The following is a 14,456-nucleotide window of genomic DNA, read 5'->3' as shown; positions in this document are numbered from 1 at the left end:
GCGGCGAATATGCTCCCGCCGCCGTTTGCCCTGAGACCCCGTCTGGTCGCTCGTTGTGAGGAGGCCTGGTGATCACCTGCCCGAAGTGCTCCAAGGAAAATCAGGACCATTACAAGTTCTGCCTCGGCTGCGGCGCCGAGCTGCCTCGCGACGTTTCGCCGAAGAAGTTCGCGGCGGGCACCCCGCCCCACGGCGTCCCGGCGGTCTCGCGCGCCCAGAACTACGGCGATGAGCCGACCGCCATCGGCACCGGCGCCCAGAAGGGCCCCGGGCTCGCGCCCCCGCCGCGCCCGTCCCAGCCCCCGGCGAACACGCCCGCGCCGCCCGCGCTCATCGACCCCGCGGCGTTCTCCGCCCCGGTCCGGGGAGAGGACACCGGCACGAGCCGGAAGGCGGCTGCAGCCGCGGCGCCCGCGGCCGCCCCGGCGGCGTCGGCCTCCGGTGCGGCCGGCGCGGGCATCGTCGTCTGCCCGCAGTGCCAGGAGCCCAACCCGCCGACGAACAAGTTCTGCGCGCTCTGCGGCTTCAAGCTCCTCAAGCCGGCGAGCCCGTCGGTGCAGCCGCCCGCGCCGGTCGTGTCGACGTCCGGCGCCTCGAACGTCGTGCTGACGGCGCTCCGCGCCGACGGCACCGAGGCGGGCACGTACACCCTGCCCATGAACCCCACGACGATCGGGCGCGACAGCGGCGCGATCTTCGGCGGCGACAGCTACCTCTCCCCGCGCCACGCGACGTTCTCGATCAAGGGCGGCCGGCTCTTCGTCAAGGACGAGAGCTCGCTGAACGGCGTCTACCGCCGGCTGCGCCGGGACACGCCGGTGCAGCTCGATCACGGCGACGTCTTCCGCATCGGCCAGGAGATCATCCGCCTGGAGTCGCTCTCCCCCGCGCCCGCGACGCCCGACGGCGTCGAGCGGCTCGGCAGCCCCTCGAAGGGCTACGTCGCGCGGCTGGCCCTGATCATCGGCCGGGACGCGACGGGCAACGCGTTCCCGGTCCCCGACACCGGCCTGCACCTCGGGCGCGAGCGCGGCGACATCCTCTTCCCCGAGGACGGCTACGTCTCCGGGCTCCACTGCCAGATCTCGCTCCAGGGCGGCCGGCTGTTCCTCACGGACCTGGGCAGCTCGAACGGCACCTTCCTCCGCGTCCTCGGCGAGACCGAGATCACGGGAGGCGACATCCTCCTCATGGGTCAGCAGCTCTTCCGCATCACCGTGTGACGGAGCGAGACCCGAGCCCCGAGGACGCGACCGTCCCGCTCGCACAACCCGACGCCCCGTCGTACGCTGGGCATCCCTGAGACACCCGCCATGGAAATGGTCCGCACCATCCGCGTGGTCGCCGCCGTGATCGAGCAGGACGGCCGATACCTCATCACCCAGCGCCGCCCGACCGCCGTGCTGCCGCTGCTCTGGGAGTTCCCCGGTGGACGCGTGGAGGAGACCGAGACCGACGCGGCCGCGCTGAAGCGCGAGGTCCGGCACCGGCTCGGCGTCGAGATCGAGGTGCGCCAGCTGATCTCGTTCGTGAGCCACCCGTACGAGCGCTACGTCGTCGACCTGTACCTCTACGAGTGCCACATCAAGAGCGGCGAGCTCGCCTCGCTGGCCGTGAACGCGTTCCGGTGGGTCACGAGCGCCGAGTTCGACCGCTACCCGTTCACGCCGGCGGACGAGGCCAGCATGAACAAGCTCCTCGGCATGGCGTGATGGCGTGACGCGCCCGCGCCGCGCTCACGCGCGCGGCGAGCGCCGCAGCAGCGCGAGGAACAGCGGCCCGCCGAGGACCGCGGTCACCGCGCCGACGGGCGGCTCGGTGCCGAGCCACCGGAAGAGGAGCCGCGCGAGCAGGTCGCACGTCGTGAGCAGCACGGCGCCGGCGACGAGCGACAGCGGCAGGACCCGCCGCAGGTCCGCGCCGGCCAGCCGGCGGACCGCGTGCGGGACGATGAGCCCGACGAAGCCGATGAGGCCGGTGCGGCTGACGATCGCGCCGACGACGCACGAGGAGGCGAAGAAGATCCGGCGCTCGACGGCCCGCACGTCGACCCCCAGGGTCTCGGCCGACTCGTCGCCGAGCGAGAGCAGGTTCAGGCGCGCGGCGTCGGCGACGAGCACGGCGCAGCCCGCGACGACGTAGGCGGCGACGCCGAGGAGGGCCGAGGTCGTCGGCAGCTCGACGAAGCCGATGAGCCAGCGGAGCAGCTGCTGGGAGCGCGACGGGGAGACGACCGTCTTCAGGAAGGTGATGAGGCCGGACGCGATGGAGTTCACGATCACCCCGGCGAGGAGCATCGAGGCGCCGGAGGTGCCCTCGGCCGCGCCGCGGGCGATCGCGTAGACGAGCACCGTCGCGACGAGGCCGCCGGCGAGCGCCGCCGCGGGCAGGAGCGTCGCGCCGAGCACGGTCGACGCGCCGACGCCGAGCGCGATCGCGATCGCGGCGCCGAGCGCGGAGCCGCCGGAGACGCCGAGCACGTACGGCTCGGCCAGCGGGTTCTGGAGCAGCGCCTGGAAGGCGGCGCCCACGGCGGCGAGGCCGGCGCCGGAGATGGCCGCGAGGAGCACGCGCGGCAGGCGCACGTCGAGCAGGAGGGTCCGGTCGAGGCCGGGGCCCGCGAGGGCGCGCTCGACCGAGACGGGCTCGGCGCCGAGGAGGACGGCGGCGAGGAGCGCGAGGAAGAGCGCCGCGGGCGCCGCGGCGAGGGCGAGCGCGCGGGCAGATCGAGGCGCGCGGCCGGCCGCGAGCGCCGTCAATCCTGGCTGCCCCCGCGCGGCGCCGGCGGCAGGCTGCCGGGGCCGCTGCCGCGCTCGGCGTTCCGCTCGTAGATGAGGCGCAGCCCGGTGAGCGTCAGGTCGTCGTCGACCACCTCGATGGTCTCGGTCTGGGGCGCGATGAGGCGCGCCAGGCCGCCGGTGGCGATGACCCGGCACGGGTAGCCGAGCTCCCGCCGGAGCCGGCCCACGAGCCCGTCGACGAGCCCCGCGTAGCCGTACACGATGCCCGACTGCATCGAGTGGACCGGGTTGCGGCCGACGACCCGGGGCGGGAGGGCGATCTCCACGCGGGAGAGCCGCGCGGCGCGGGAGAAGAGCGCCTCGGCGCTGATCTGGATGCCCGGCGCGATGACGCCGCCGAGGTACTCGCCCTTCGGGGTCACGCAGTCGAACGTCGTGGCCGTGCCGAAGTCGACGACGATGACGCCGGTGGCGGCGCTGTCGCCGCGGCCGGGCTCGGCGCCGCCCCGCGCCGCGCCGGCCTCGCTCGCGTGCTCGCGCCCCGGCGCGGGCTGGGCATGGTGCGGCTCCGGGTGCCGCTTCATCCACTCGTGCGCCGCGACCGCGTTGACGATCCTGTCGGCGCCGACCTCGCGCGGGTTCTCGTAGAGGATCGACATGCCGGTCTTGATGCCCGGCCCGACGACGAGCGGCTCGATCCCGAACGCCCGCTCGACGAGCCCCACCATGGTGTCGGTCAGCGTCGGGACGACGCTCGCGATGACCGCGCTGTCGATGCGGCCGAGGTCGACGCGGCGGAGGTCGAGCATCTGCCGGACGAGCACGGCGTACTCGTCGGCGGTGCGCGAGCGCGCGCTCTCGCAGCGCAGGTGGTGCCGCAGCGCCTCGCCCTCCAGCACCCCGAAGCTGATGTTGGTGTTCCCGACGTCGATGGCGAGCAGCATGCTGGCGGGACTCTAGCGCCGCGCGCCCTGGATCCCGCCAGGATTCGTGGCCGGGGCCGCGGCGGCGCCCGACAGAGGGGCGCTCGCCCTCAGAGCTTGCGCGCGAGGGTCACCCCGTCGCGCACGGTGAGCATGACCTTCTCGACCCGCCGATCCCGGACCACGAGGTCGTTGAAGTCGGCGAGCGCGCGGCCGTCCTCGGTCTCGGGGGCGAGGACCTCGCCGCTCCAGAGCGTGTTGTCGGCGACGATCAGCCCGCCGCGGCGGAGGCGCGGGAGGGCTTCCTCGTAATAGGTCGAATACCGCACCTTGTCGGCGTCGATGAACACGAGATCGAACGGCGGGCTCGCCGGCAGGGCGCAGATCGTGTCGAGGGCGTCGCCGACGGCGATACGGATCTTCTTGCCATGCTCGCTGCGGTCGAAGAACGACCGGGCGACGCGGGCCACCTCGGGGTCGCGGTCACACGTGAGGAGCTCGCCGTCCGGCGGGAGCGCCTGGGCCATGCTGAGCGCCGAGTAGCCCGTGAACGTCCCGATCTCGAGCACCCGGCGCGCCTGCATGAGCGCGACGAGCACCCCGAGCAGGGTGCCTTCGATCCGGCCCACCTGCATTCCCGCCCTCGAGTCGTGGGCCCGGGTGTACTCGCGCAGCTCGTCGAGCAGCGCGGCAGGCGGCTCCGTGTGGTCGTGGGCGTAGCGCTCGAGCTCTGGATTGGCGATAGGGGGCATGGAGAGGCTCCTCCTCGGCGCCACGATAGCACCAGGCTCCGCACCCCGGCTTGAGCTGCCGCCGGCGTTCGAGGTAGCGTCCACCATGGCCTTTTCTTCCTGGAAAGCGTGCGCCGCGGCGGCGCTCCTCGCGGCGGCGTGCAGCTCGGAGCCGGGCGGCGGCGGCACCGGAGGAGTGGGCGGCGCCGGAGGAGCGGGCGGCGCCGGAGGAACGGGCGGCGCCGGGACGGCCGGGACGGGCGGCGCCGGAGGAGCGGGCGGCGCCGGCTCGGGCGGAGGGGCGAGCTCCACGACGAGCGGCAGCGGCGGGGCCGGGGGAGAGCCGGGCTACGCGTGCGCTTCGCTCGGCGATCCGTGCTCGACCTGCCTCTCGCTGCGGTGTCAGGACACCTTCTGTACGTGCCAGGAGAACCCGGAGTGCGCCGCGCTGGCCAACTGCTTTCTGATCTGCGCTGCAGGGGACGAGCCGTGCCAGCAGACGTGCTTGACCGCGCACGCGGCGGGCATCTCGGACAGCTTCCTCGAAGGTGGCTGTGCGTCCGAGCTGTGCAGCGCGCAGTGCCCGTCGCGAGTCCCGCTGTCGGCGTGCGAGTCCTGCCGGTTCGCCGGGTGCGCGGCCGAGATGAACGCGTGCGTCGCCAATCCCTCGTGCAGGGCGCTGCTCGCGTGCGCCGACGCGTGCGAGGCGGGCGACGCGGGCTGCGCGGAGGAGTGCGCGATGCTGTACGCGGACGGCGCGCCGGCGGCGCAGGCGGTCTCCGACTGCCAGGGCGCGCAGTGCGGCGCGGCGTGCGAGGATCGGTAATGCAGCGCACCACGGGGGTCGACGCCCCAGGCGAACGGGCATAGCATGCGCCCGTGCCTCTCCACGGCGTGCGCCAGCTCGAGCGGAACCCGTACACGTCCGTCCATCACGATTCCGCTCAGCAGCTCGTTGTGCTCACGCGATCTTCGCTGCAGTACCCGAGCATCGAGGTGCTCGAGCAGAACTTCGACCGCATCGAGCAGGTGATCGCGTTGATCTCGAAGCAGCGCTCTGTCCTGCTCGTGGACGCCCGGGACGCACCGATGCGCAACGACGACCGGTTCGAGGGGGCCTTCGCGCAGCGCAACGCGCAGCTGCTGCAGGGCTTCAAGAAGACCGCTGTCATCTTGAAGAGCGCGATCGGGGTGCTCCAGGTCGGGCGTCTCTCGAAGGGCTATGTCAGGCCCGTGGCCACCTTCACGAGGCCCGAGGAAGCGCTGCTGCACCTCGGCGTGCACGTCGACCTGAAGCAGCTCGCCGACCCGTAGGCCGGCGCTCGGCGCTGCGCTGAGCCTGCCAGGGCCGGGGTGGTGGCCCAATTTGCCCCGGAGTGATTCACATGAAGGCGGGAAGGCAGGAAGATCATTGATCTTTTCTTCCCGCCTTCCCGCCTTCATGTTCAAATCCGGCCACCACCAGGGCCGGGGGTGGGTCAGAGGAATGGAGACCGACGAGAGCGCCAAGGACGTCAAGAGAAGAATTTTACGGCACCTCTTGATGTACCCGGCGGTCGTCGTGGTTCGGATCGGTCGTGGGGGCGCGACCGGTCAGCGGGTCATGAGAGCGGTTTGCCGCCCGTGACGCCGAGGACCTCGCCGTTGATGTAGCTCGCCTCGTTGGAGGCCAGGAACACGAACGCCGGGGCGAGCTCGACCGGCTGTGCCGGGCGCTGCATCGGGGAGTCCTTGCCGAAGGTGGCCACCTTCTCTTCCTGGAACGACTGCTGGATGAGCGGCGTCCAGACCGGCCCGGGCGCCACCGTGTTCACCCGGATGCCGCGCTTGATGAGGTCCTGCGCCAGGCCCTTGCTGAAGGTGACGATCGCGCCCTTGGTCGAGGCGTAATCGAGGATGTTCGGGCTCGGCTGGTACGCCTGGATCGACGCGACGTTGATGATCGAGCTGCCCTCCTTCATGTGCGGCAGCGCGTGCCGGACCAGGTGGAACATGGCCACGATGTTGACGCGGAAGGTGCGCTCGACGCGCGCGGCGTCGATGTCCTCGAAGCGCTCGGCGGACTTGCCCTGCTCTGCAGCGTTGTTCACGAGGATGTCGATCCTCCCGAACTTGCGGGCCGTCTCCTCGATGACCTTGCGGCAATGGGCCTCGTCGGCCAGGTCGCCGGGGATCGTGATGACCTCGCGCCCCGCCTCCTTGACGGCCCGCGCGGTCTCCTTCGCGTCCTCGTGCTCGCTCAGGTACGCGATCGCCACGTGGGCCCCTTCCCGGGCGAAGGCGAGCGCGACCGCGCGGCCGATCCCGCTGTCTCCGCCGGTGATCAGCGCGACGCGGTCCTTCAGCCGGCCGAGCCCCTTGTACGACGACTCGCCGTAGTCGGGCCTCGGATCCATCCTGGCCTCGATGCCGGGCCGCTCCTGGCTCTTGCCCTCGAAAGGCGGCTTCGGGCCCGCGTCCTTCGGATCCTGCGTCGGTCCAGTGTTCTGCATGCCTCCTCCTGGTGCTGTGCCGTGCGGGAGGCCGATCGCGCTCCCGGCGGGATCTGGCAATAACGACGGCCCTACAGCCCCGCCATCGGTCCGCGCCTGCACTCCGGATCGGAGCGCCCCTGACGCTGACGCGCGGCGAGCCGAGCGGTGATCGCCGGCGGGTCCTCACCTCGAGGCTTGACAGCGGGCAGTCGCTCCGGTGTCGTCCTCCGGCGTTATTCAACGGCGTGCCGCCCGGCGCGATGGAGAAGAGGAGCATCGGTGCCATGAAACACATCGACGAGAAGCGTCTGGAATCAGATCTCGAATATCGGTTCTCGTATCTCATCGAGTTTATCGGCTTCGGAGAGGCGGACATCGGCGCCATCCACGGGGCCGCGCTGCACCTGGCCCCGCGGGTCGAGGCGCTCGTCGACGCGGTGTACGAGAAGCTGTTCCTCTACGACGCCACGAAGCGCCACTTCGTGCCGAAGCAGCACGGCTACGAGGGGGAGACGCCGACTGACCTCCTGTCGCTCACGCTGAACCACGAGCAGATCAAGTTCCGCAAGAAGCACCTCGGGGACTATCTCGTCCGGCTCGTCACCCACCCCTACGACGCGAAGATGGTCTCCTACCTCGACATGGTGGGGAAGATCCACACGACCAGGGCCGGCAACGCCCAGCTGGTCGTCCCGCTCGTGCAGATGAACGCCCTCATGGGCTTCGTGGCGGACGCCCTCCTGCAGACGATCCTGTCCCTCGGCCTGGATCGCGAGGCCGAGGTGCGCACGCTCCGCGCCTTCAACAAGCTGCTCTGGATCCAGAACGACCTCCTCGCGCGCCACCACCTGCCGGCGACCTGATCCGCGAGCAGCGCGGCGCCGCCGCCAGGCACATGACGTGCTACCACTGCCAATGACGTGCTGAAGACCACCGGAGAGGCGGTTAATCTCCGCTCCACGCATGTCGCGGTGAAGAAGAGTTCGCCCTCTTCTGCCACGGTCCTTCCACGATCGTGACAAATCGCCTCCGGGTCTCGACGTGTCTCCGCGCGGGCGGGGCGCCGGCGCGCAGGAGGAGCGCGCGGCACGCGTGTTGCCGCGCGCCCCTGCATGCGAAGGACGACAGATAGCTGGTGGATCCTGGCGCTCCGCGGGGTCGCGGCGCTGGGATTGGGGCTTCTGACCCTGCTCCTGCCTGGACACAGCCTCGGGGCGCTCGTCGTCATCTTCGGCGTGTACCTCGTCGTCGAGTCGGTCATCGCGCTCACCGGCGCGGCGCGCTGCGCGCAGCGCGGCCAGCGCTGGCGGGCGAGCGCGGCGCACGGCCTCATCAGCCTCGCGGGCGGCATCGTGACGCTCGCCTGGCCCGGGCTCTCGGTGCTGGTCCTGCTCTACCTCGTCGCCGCGTGGGCCATCGTGGGCGGCATCCGGGACATCGTGGTGGCGGTCCACTTCCGCCGCCGCTTCGCCGGCGAGTGGCTGCTCGCGCTGGCGGGCGTGCTCGCCGTCGCCCTCGGCGTGCTCGTGATGGCGCTCCCGAGCGCGGGCGCCCTGGCCCTCGTGCTGTGGGTCGGCGCCTACGCGACCGTCCTCGGCGCGACCCTCCTCATCTCCGGCCTCGCGCTGCGCGCCCACCAGCGCCGGCCCCCGAGCTACGGCCACCACCTCGGCGGGCTCTGGCGAGCGCGGGCCCTGTAGCGCGGCGCTCGACGCGAGAGAAAAGCCCTCCACGGACCCAGCGCGGCGCGGGTATCCTGAGCGGCAGGGCATGAATTCACTCCTCGGGCACCCAGCGCTCGTCCTCTTGCTCTCATCGACTGCCATGGTCGCCGGCTGCGGCGACGAGGGCGATCACGCGGCCAGCCGCTTCGCCTGGCTCGCCATGCGCGCGGAGCAGGTGCGCGAGCTGTCCTTCGACAGCGCGGTGCCGGTCCGCACGGTCACGCGGGGTGAGGTCGACGCGGAGGCGGAGCAGGCCGCCAACGCGCTCGCGGAGGAGGAGCTCGAAGCGCTCGCCGCGACCTACGGCCGACTCGGCTACTTCTCGCCGGACGCCGATCTGCGGGCCATCCTCGGCGGCTCGCAGGACCTGGCCGCCGCCTGGTACTCGTCGGCCGACAAGGCGATCGCGCTCATCGGCGAGGTGGAGGATCACGTGCTCATCCACGAGTACGTGCACGGGCTCCAGGACCAGCACTTCGACCTCGGCGCGCTCGGCGACGCGCTGCTGACGAGCGACGCGCACCTCGCGCTGCGGGCGGCCGCCGAGGGCGACGCGATGCTCGCCGAGGTGCGCTACCTCCAGCAGGAGCGCAACGACGCCGATCTGGATCGACTCAGCTGGGCGCCTGTCATCGCGTCGATCCACGCGGCCGGGGAAGAGGTCCTCCAGGAGAGCGAGGTCCCTGCCCTGTTCGTCGACTATCCGTCGTTCGCCTACGGCTTCGGGTTCGAGTACTGCGCTCACAACCTGACCGGCGCGAGCGCGGCGGCGCCCGTCGCCCGCGAGCCCTTCCCTTTCGACTGGTCCCGAGAGGACGCGCTCTTCTCGCAGCGCACCCCCGCGACCACCCAGCAGATCATCGCCCTCGACGACCAGGACCCCGAGGAGCGCGTCGGCCTGGAGGAGCTGCCGGCCGAGCTCGCCGATGAGCTCGAGCCGCTCGACTGGGACTCGATGGGCGAGTGGCTCTGGTACCTGCTCCTGCGCCCGCTCGACGGCACGCCCGAGCTCGGGGACATGCGCGCGCTCGCCGCGGCGTGGGACGGCGATCGCGCCCTGTTCGTGCGCGACCGGAAGACGGGCGCGACAGGGACCGCGTGGGCGTCGGCGTGGGACGACGACGGGGCCGCGGCGGGCGTCGAGGCCGCACTCTGGCGCCTCTACGGCGGCGAGGCGATCGACGGCGGCGAGCCGCGGCTCGGGCGGGCCGAGGACGGCGAGCTCGTGTGGATCGAGCGGAGGGAAGAGCGCGTGGTCGCCCTCAAGAACGTCGATCAGGCGCTCATGCCCGCGCTCGCCGAGGCGGCCTTCCCCGCCGGGATCGAGCCGAAGCGCCTCGCGCTCCGGAAGCGCCCCTCGCTCGCGGCGCGGCTCTCGCGGCACCTGCCCGCGCGGCCTCGGTGAGCGGCGGCGCGGCGGCGCGACGGCGCGCAGACCCGGAAATGAAGCGCTCCCGCTCCGGCCGTCGGGCCTGAAGCGGGAGCGGTTCACGGGCGGCGCGACGTGCGCTGACCGCTAGACGACGACGCGCGCAGCGCGCTCGGACGCAATCAGACGCAATCAGACGCAATCAGACGCAGATGGAGTCGCAGTCGTACTCCTCGTCGCACGCCGTGACGCAGTCGCCGTCATCGTCGCAGGCCGAGACACAGTCGTCATGATCGGTCGAACACGCGGTGATGCAGTCATCGCCGCTCTCGCCCGGCTCGTCGTCGTCCGCGTCGACGAAACAGCCCGCCGCCAGGGGAATCGTGGAAACCAGAAGCATGGCCAGGATCTTACGCATCATGGGTTGTCCTCCTTATGGGTTCACTGTCCGCATGCGATGCAGGGGACATCGGGTCTCCAAGCAGGGGACGTACCAATCACGCTCTGCAGCGATTCACCTGTTGGCGAGCAAACCCAGGAGAGCCGCGGCGCCGCGCGGGACGAGCCCGGCGCGAGGCAGCCCGCCGCCGCAGCGGCAAGACGCGTGAAGATCGCTCGAAGGCAAATCGCCACAGCGGGGGCCAGGCCATGGCTGGGCCCGGCCGCGCGTTGCCCATGATTTCCCGGGCAACGGCATCTTGCGCTAAACTGTCACACCCGCCTCGACCGTGGGCGCCGGACATCGGTCCAGACACGCCCCTGGTCTCCCACGTCGGTCCCGGGGTTGGCCCCCCGCGGCGCAGGCAGCGGCCTCATCCGGCCGCCGCCCGCCTGGTCACCCCTCTTCCTCGGGCTTCTGCGGCTTCGGCGGCGGGCGATCGACCGCGTAGCGCCGCAGATCGAGCGTGTACGGCGCGTCCTCGTGGGCCGACGCCGGCTTCCCGGTGACCGGCCAGGGCGTCTGCCCCTCGAGCGTGAAGCGCTGCGCGCGCCGGGCCGCCGCCTCGAAGCGCGTGAGCGGCGGCGCGTCGAAGGCGCGGCCCTCGGGGTGCCACACGTGGTACGCGCACGCGCCGATCGAGCGCTTGCCCCACGTGTCCAGGATGTCGAGGTGGACCGGGTGGTGGATGCCGAGGTGCGCGTGCAGGCTGTGCGGCGGCGCCCAGGCGCGGAACCGCACGCCGCCCACGTACTCGGACGCCACCCCCGTCGGCCGGAGCGGCAGCACGTGGCCGTTCACGAGCACGCGGTGGCGCTCGGGCGTGAGCCCCTGCACGCGCACCTCGATGCGCTCCATCGAGGAGTCCACGTAGCGCGACGTGCCGGTCGTCGTGAGCTCCTCGCCGAGCACGTTCCACGGCTCGATCGCGTTGCGCACCTCCAGGGTCACGTCGCCGGCGTGCAGCGTGCCCACCACCGGGCAGCGCAGCTCGATGAACGGGCGGTACGCGTCCGCGGGCAGGGCGAGGCCGCGCTGCTTCAGGTGGTCGAGCACGTCCTCGAAGTCGCGCCAGAGGTAGTACGGCAGGAGGAAGCGGTCGTGCAGCGCCTGGCCCCAGCGCACGAGCTTGCCCGTGTACGGCTCGCCGGCGAACGAGGCGAGGAGCGTGCGGAGGAGCAGCGTCTGCGCGACAGCCATCCGGAAGTGCGGCGGCATCTCGAAGGCGCGCAGCTCGATGAGCCCCTGCCGCCCGTGCGCGGTCTGCGGATCGAACAGCTTGTCGATGCTCACCTCGGCGCGGTGCGTGTTGCCCGTCATGTCGACGAGCAGGTGGCGGAAGAGCATGTCCGCGAGCCACGGCGGCTCGTTCTCGCGCCGCTCGAAGGCGCGCGAGAGCGCGATCTCGAGCTCGTAGAGGGTCTCGTGGCGCGCCTCGTCCACGCGCGGCGCCTGCGACGTGGGGCCGACGAAGAGGCCGGCGAACATGTACGAGAGCGACGGGTGGTGCTGGTTGAAGGTGAGCAGGCTGGCCAGGAGGTCCGGCCGGCGCAGGAACGGGCTCGCGAGCGGCGTCGGGCCGCCGAACGTGAGGTGATGGCCGCCCCCGCTGCCCGCCATGCGCCCGTCGATCAGGTACTTCTCGCAGTGCAGGCCGCTGTGGAGCGACGCGTCGAACACCGTCTCCAGGAGCGACGCGTACGCGCGCACCCCGTCGGTCGGCGGCAGGTTCACCTCGAGCACGCCCGGGTCCGGCGTCACCGAGAAGCGGAGCAGATCGGCGCCGGGCGGCGGCGGGTACCCCTCGAGCAGCACGTCGATGCCCGTCTCCCGGCGGGTCGCGTCGACCGCGGCGATGAGCTCGAAGAAGTCCGCCGGCGAGAGGAGCGGCGGCAGGAAGACGTGGACGATGCCGTCGCGCGCCTCGACGCAGAGCGCGGTGCGCACGCCGTAGCCCGCCCGGCCCGCGGCGGGCGCGGCGCGCTGCGGCGCTGTGGCGCGCTCGCCGCGCTCGCCGCGCTCGCCGACAGCGGCCTGCCGATGCGCCGCGCGCGCGTCCGGCGTGTCGACGCCGGCGCCGGCGCCGTCGGCGTCGCCCGGCACCTCGAGGCGGCGCTGCTTCTCCTCCTCCTCGGGGTCGAGGTCGCCGCGCCGCGGGTCCGGCGGGGACACGGGCTCCTCGAGCGGCGGGGGCGGCGCCACGGCGACGAGGGAGCGGAGCGGCAGGCGCAGGCCGATGGAGCTGTCGCCCGGCAGCAGGAACAGGTGGCCGCGCCGGAAGCCCCAGCGCTCGCTGAGCCACGACCCCGACTGGCGCGTGAGGGGCAGGACGAAGCCGACCTCGGACCCGAGCCCGCGGTCGAGGACCTTCGCGAGGCGCCGCCGCTCCTCCGGGGCGTCGAGGTCCGCCTTGAGCGGGTCGACCTCGGTGGGCAGGCTCGCCTCGTCCTGGAGGTGGCGCCAGGGGTCCTCGTGGGCCGGCAGCAGGAACTCGCCGAGGCCGAGCCGCGCCGCGAGCGCCTGGGCGAACTGCCGCGACTGCGCGAGGCCGCGCCCGCGCGACGCGCTGCGCGCCGAGACCGAGGGATCCGTGTGGCGCGCCTGGGACATCTCGGTCCAGAGGGGGACGCCGTCGCGGCGGCCGACGATCTCGAGCGCCCAGCGGGGGAGGCTCTCGCCGGGGTAGTGCTTGCCGGCCCGGAGCAGCAGGAGGCCGCCGGGCGTGATCCGGCGCCGGAGCTCGTGGGCGAGCCGGAGCCCCTGCGACCACTTCGTCGGGCCGAGCGCGCCCTCGCGCCACTCCGGGGCGTCCGGGTACTCGCGCGAGTTGAAGGTCGGCTCGCCGCCCATGGTCAGGGTGAGGCCGGCGGCGGCGAGCCGCTCGTCGGCGCGGTCCGCGACGGAGAGGAGCTCCTGCCAGACGGGCTCCTCGTAGGGCGTCGTGGGCCGCGGCTCGTGGCCGAGCCGCCCGACCTTCATCTCGAAGGTCACGTCGCTCGCGCGCGTGTCGCTCGTGCCCTCGACGGGGGACGCGAGCGCGGGCGAGGCCGTGCAGGCGAGCGGGATGTGGCCCTCGCCGCAGAGCAGGCCGCTCGTCGCGTCGAGGCCGATCCAGCCCGCCCCGGGGAGGAAGACCTCGGCCCACGCGTGCAGGTCGACGACGTCGCGGCTCACGCCGCGCGGCTGGTCGGGGATCATCCCCTCGTCGGTCAGCTGCACGAGGTAGCCGCTGACGAAGCGCGCGGCGAGCCCGCGCGACCGGAGCGCCGCGATGAGCAGCACCGCCGAGTCGCGGCAACTGCCGCGGCCGTGGGCGAGCGTCTCCTCCGGCGTCCAGATGCCGGCCTCCTCGCGGATGACGTACTTGATGCGCCGGTTGACCGCGGTGTTGAGCGCGATGAGGAGCGACACGGTGTTGCCGTCCCGGGGCAGCCCGGCGAGGAACTCGTCGAGCAGCGGGCCGCGGGAGAGGGTGGGAGCGGCGCTGTCGAGGAACGGGGCCAGGTCCTGCGTGAGCTCGGCCGGGTACGCGAACGGGACCTTCTCGGCGCGCTCGTCGAGGAAGAAGTCGAACGGGTTGACGGGGCGCACGCTGACGGCGAGCTCGACCAGGATGTCGAAGTGCGGGACGCGCTCCCCCACGGGCAGGAGCACCCGGGCGATGTGGTTGCCGTAGGGGTCCTGCTGCCAGTGCGCCGCGATCGGCGGATCGATCTTCAGGCTGTACGACTCGATCTTCGCCTTCGCGTGCGTCGCGGGCCGCAGCCGGATGAGGTGCGGGCCGAGCGAGGCGGGACGGGGATATGTGTAACGGGTCCGGTGCTGGATGAGCAGGCGCACGGTGGGTTGTCTCCGGGGGTGGGCCTATCCAACCAGAAGTGACCCCGTTCCGTCTCGTCCTCCGCGACGCTGCGCGACGCTGACTGCGATGCAGACCGCGATGCAACGCGGGAGTGTTTCCGCGACGATTCGGCGAGGGAACGTCGGTGTGGCGGCGCGAGGCGCGGTGATGTGACGGAGCGCGGCGAGCTCCGTGGCGCGTCGCGCAGGCTCGT

The 14,456-nt window shown here is 72.5% G+C and carries 13 protein-coding genes; 7 read left to right on the top strand and 6 right to left on the bottom strand.

Annotated elements, in window-relative coordinates:
- The first annotated feature begins 68 nt into the window (after nt 1–68).
- Together WME85_RS02600 and WME85_RS02595 are read left to right on the top strand one after the other, a co-directional pair.
- Nucleotides 69–1,223: an FHA domain-containing protein gene (locus WME85_RS02600; protein WP_437835019.1), complete on the top strand. Its 1,155-nt coding sequence runs from the start codon at nt 69–71 to the stop codon at nt 1,221–1,223.
- 90 nt (nt 1,224–1,313) lie between these two features.
- On the top strand, nt 1,314–1,712 hold the full coding sequence (locus tag WME85_RS02595; protein WP_437654308.1) for a (deoxy)nucleoside triphosphate pyrophosphohydrolase: 399 nt from the start codon (nt 1,314–1,316) through the stop codon (nt 1,710–1,712).
- Nucleotides 1,713–1,736: 24 nt separating this feature from the next.
- Here the strand turns inward: WME85_RS02595 and WME85_RS02590 are convergent, their stop codons facing one another.
- The 3 genes from WME85_RS02590 to WME85_RS02580 form a co-directional block, all read right to left on the bottom strand.
- On the bottom strand, nt 1,737–2,759 hold the full coding sequence (locus WME85_RS02590) for a FecCD family ABC transporter permease (RefSeq protein ID WP_437835017.1): 1,023 nt from the start codon (nt 2,757–2,759) through the stop codon (nt 1,737–1,739).
- Nucleotides 2,756–3,685 (bottom strand): type III pantothenate kinase, encoded by a 930-nt coding sequence (locus WME85_RS02585; RefSeq protein ID WP_437835015.1) that lies wholly within the window; start codon nt 3,683–3,685, stop codon nt 2,756–2,758. Before WME85_RS02585 ends, WME85_RS02590 begins: the two co-directional genes overlap by 4 nt.
- 89 nt (nt 3,686–3,774) lie before the next feature.
- Nucleotides 3,775–4,416, bottom strand: coding sequence for an O-methyltransferase (locus WME85_RS02580; protein ID WP_437835013.1), 642 nt, complete (start codon nt 4,414–4,416; stop codon nt 3,775–3,777).
- A gap of 85 nt (nt 4,417–4,501) precedes the next feature.
- On the opposite strand from WME85_RS02580, the gene WME85_RS02575 reads away from it, so the two are divergent.
- Together WME85_RS02575 and WME85_RS02570 are read left to right on the top strand one after the other, a co-directional pair.
- Complete coding sequence (locus tag WME85_RS02575; protein WP_437835011.1) at nt 4,502–5,221, top strand: hypothetical protein; 720 nt, start codon at nt 4,502–4,504, stop codon at nt 5,219–5,221.
- Between the two features lie 53 nt (nt 5,222–5,274).
- Complete coding sequence (locus WME85_RS02570) at nt 5,275–5,709, top strand: hypothetical protein (RefSeq protein WP_437835009.1); 435 nt, start codon at nt 5,275–5,277, stop codon at nt 5,707–5,709.
- A gap of 287 nt (nt 5,710–5,996) precedes the next feature.
- Here the strand turns inward: WME85_RS02570 and WME85_RS02565 are convergent, their stop codons facing one another.
- On the bottom strand, nt 5,997–6,887 hold the full coding sequence (locus WME85_RS02565) for an SDR family oxidoreductase (RefSeq protein ID WP_437835007.1): 891 nt from the start codon (nt 6,885–6,887) through the stop codon (nt 5,997–5,999).
- Between the two features lie 266 nt (nt 6,888–7,153).
- On the opposite strand from WME85_RS02565, the gene WME85_RS02560 reads away from it, so the two are divergent.
- From WME85_RS02560 to WME85_RS02550, 3 genes are all read left to right on the top strand, one after another.
- The gene (locus WME85_RS02560; RefSeq protein ID WP_437835005.1) at nt 7,154–7,732 is read left to right on the top strand and encodes a protoglobin family protein; all 579 of its coding nucleotides are present in this window, start codon (nt 7,154–7,156) and stop codon (nt 7,730–7,732) included.
- Nucleotides 7,733–7,981: 249 nt separating this feature from the next.
- Entirely contained in the window at nt 7,982–8,569 is a 588-nt protein-coding gene (locus tag WME85_RS02555) for an HdeD family acid-resistance protein (RefSeq protein ID WP_437835003.1), read from the top strand.
- Between the two features lie 70 nt (nt 8,570–8,639).
- Complete coding sequence (locus WME85_RS02550) at nt 8,640–9,998, top strand: hypothetical protein (RefSeq protein WP_437835001.1); 1,359 nt, start codon at nt 8,640–8,642, stop codon at nt 9,996–9,998.
- Between the two features lie 166 nt (nt 9,999–10,164).
- Here the strand turns inward: WME85_RS02550 and WME85_RS02545 are convergent, their stop codons facing one another.
- A complete protein-coding gene (locus WME85_RS02545) occupies nt 10,165–10,383 on the bottom strand; it encodes a hypothetical protein (RefSeq protein WP_437834999.1) in 219 nt (72 codons plus the stop codon).
- 414 nt (nt 10,384–10,797) lie between these two features.
- Nucleotides 10,798–14,241 (bottom strand): DUF2126 domain-containing protein, encoded by a 3,444-nt coding sequence (locus WME85_RS02540; RefSeq protein ID WP_437834997.1) that lies wholly within the window; start codon nt 14,239–14,241, stop codon nt 10,798–10,800.
- Between the last annotated feature and the right edge of the window lie 215 nt (nt 14,242–14,456).

The sequence above is a fragment of the Sorangium sp. So ce1153 genome, assembly GCF_051521595.1.
In the GTDB taxonomy this organism is placed as follows: Bacteria; Myxococcota_A; Polyangia; order Polyangiales; family Polyangiaceae; genus Sorangium.
Note: the sequence above shows the minus strand (reverse complement) of the source record. Positions and strands in the feature narration are given on the sequence as shown.